Annotated in this window: 2 protein-coding genes; both read right to left on the bottom strand. The window is 48.1% G+C overall.

Annotated features, from left to right (window positions below; all coding sequences use genetic code 11):
• Nucleotides 1-304: 304 nt before the first annotated feature.
• Nucleotides 305-985 carry a Crp/Fnr family transcriptional regulator gene (locus tag AC2D8P_RS16460; protein ID WP_484703962.1) on the bottom strand — a complete coding sequence of 227 codons (681 nt, stop codon included), beginning with the start codon at nt 983-985 and terminating at the stop codon, nt 305-307.
• Nucleotides 986-1,119: 134 nt separating this feature from the next.
• Nucleotides 1,120-1,293, bottom strand: coding sequence for a hypothetical protein (locus AC2D8P_RS16455; RefSeq protein ID WP_484703960.1), 174 nt, complete (start codon nt 1,291-1,293; stop codon nt 1,120-1,122).
• Nucleotides 1,294-2,188 lie beyond the last annotated feature (895 nt).

Raw genomic sequence — 2,188 nt, 5'->3', positions numbered from 1 at the left:
GATCAGCGGAAACCATCAAGGCCAGCGGGCTTAAGTTCCGCGCGAACAGGCCGGACACAAGACCGTATCTGACAAATTGCCTATCACCTCGAAAAAAGTCTTGCTTTGCAGGAGACATCCACACAGGACTAAGCTGGCATCCAATGCTACAAGTTAAGGGGTGAGAACGAGGGAGCATGCAATTAGGACGCTGCCTTTGTGGAGAGATTGAATTTGGTGTTGAGGGACAGCCAAGATGACTTCTAAGCTGGCCATGGAAGAACTTCGGGAAGCGGCAGTCAGGGGTACATTGCGCTCGATGCCGTCAAATATTTTCGCTTTGTATTTCTGGTGAACCTGCACGAGCAACTTTACCAGCAAGGTCCAGTGATATCATCGCATCCATGGCAAGCCTAAATCTGGGATCCCTTACAGAGCGCTGCTTCAGTTCTGCGATATCCCATTCAAGCACTTCGGTGTCACGTGCCAAAAATGTCGATGCAGATGCTCGATTTCCAGTCAGATAGGCAACTTCGCCGACAAATATTCCATTGGGTATCGAGAACCGTTCCCCAAACTTCTCAACTTCAACCGTTCCATCGATAACATAATAAAGCGTATTAACACGGCTTCCGGCATTCGTTAGTTGATGGCCGGACTTTAGAACCACACGCTTGGCTACACTCATCAGTTTGCGAAAGTCACCAGGTGGTAACAAGTTAAAATGCACATAGATATCGCGGTATCTTTTGGGAATTGCCCAAGTCGACCGGTGATAGAACAAATTCCCCAGACCGATCATGTTTGCAATTCCAGTCGAGGTACTTGCCCACATAGCAGCCCACAATGGTCCACCATCAACCGTGGCGTAGTACCAAATGTAAAGCGCTGTGCCCAGCAAGAGCATTATCCGAAGACCTACTTGATTGATGATCAGATAGCCGAGAACAAATAGCCCCGCTGCCGATAATACGAGCAAATCTGACCAAACAAAGTCTTCAAACATTTTGCGGTTTTAACCAATTGTACCCGCTGGTTGCAAAGACAAAATTTGAGCTCAACGCGGCGACAAAGTCGGCTCTGACAGGCGAGAGAGTCAAACCTCGTAGGGATTGAAAGCACTCGCAGTAGAAAAGCTTGTCATAAAAGTTCTGCGATGGAGAAAATCGCATTGGGTTCAAAGAAGACTTGTGGCAGTGCGGAATGAATAGAAGATCCTGCAATCATTATGTCGGCTTCAGTGGCTTGGGCTTGGTTAAGATCGCGCGTAGATATCGCCCCTCTCCAAGGATTGATGCGGATCAGGACTTCCACCCGAGGGTCTCCAGTATACAGGGAGCGGTATTATCTAAGACTTCGCTTTTGTTTGATTGACTTTTTTGAAGCGTCACTTGGTTTTTCGCGTGTGAATCTCAACCCGGAACTTGATCGCGGAGCTATGCGCTGAGTGCATGACCCATCGAAACATTCGCGGATCTTGATGATTTTGCGGAAATATTCGACCTTACTGAAAGCAGACACATTTCAGAACAGGCTTAAGTCACTTTCAATCCAGTAAGTATGAGGGCAATTTGTCAACCAACGCGTTCCGTGGTTAAGGGATTGAATTGGTTTATACGTTTGACTTGTTGTTGCATTTCTTCATCTCTTATCTTGAACAACATACTGGAGATGACCTTCATCCACGCTCCTGAACGGAGCTTTGGAATCGTCTTATCCCCCGCTGGGTTCTGTAACGTCTAAAAATGACTGATCAGCAACAAACTGACCCAGAACTCAGCGGGGGATGTTGTATACGAGCTTCGTATACCGTGTTCATAAGAGCCAAGCACATAAGACCATCTGTGCAGCGGGCGGCGTCCGTTTTCCCGCATATAGCTCCGACACCCTGATCCTTTCAGATCAAACGCGGTTAAAGCAATGCTTATCGCCTACGCCTTGCAATGTAAGCGACAATGCGTAAGCAGGAGGTTGAGGAAACTCAGAGCCTCCATCCTTTGTTGGATTTGCGAAAACTTCGCCAGGGCCAATTCCCTGTCGGCTTCGACTGCCTCATAGCGCCGGTCTTGGTCCCGGTATCACCGTGTCTAGCCCCTTGTTTCAGTACCAGTGATTTGCGGTTTGTCTAAAAGGGTTTCTGGGACTGGTGGGCGCATGTTCAGAGCATGATGTGGTCTGATCTGGTTGTATTGTCTGAGCCACGTATTGA

It is taken from the genome of Roseovarius sp. YIN77, assembly GCF_057219155.1.
Note: the sequence above shows the minus strand (reverse complement) of the source record. Positions and strands in the feature narration are given on the sequence as shown.

What these genes read in the sequence shown, in the direction of transcription:
- AC2D8P_RS16460 (WP_484703962.1), bottom strand. Translation starts at nt 985, where the DNA reads ATGTTTGAAGACTTTGTTTGGTCAGATTTGCTCGTATTATCGGCAGCG.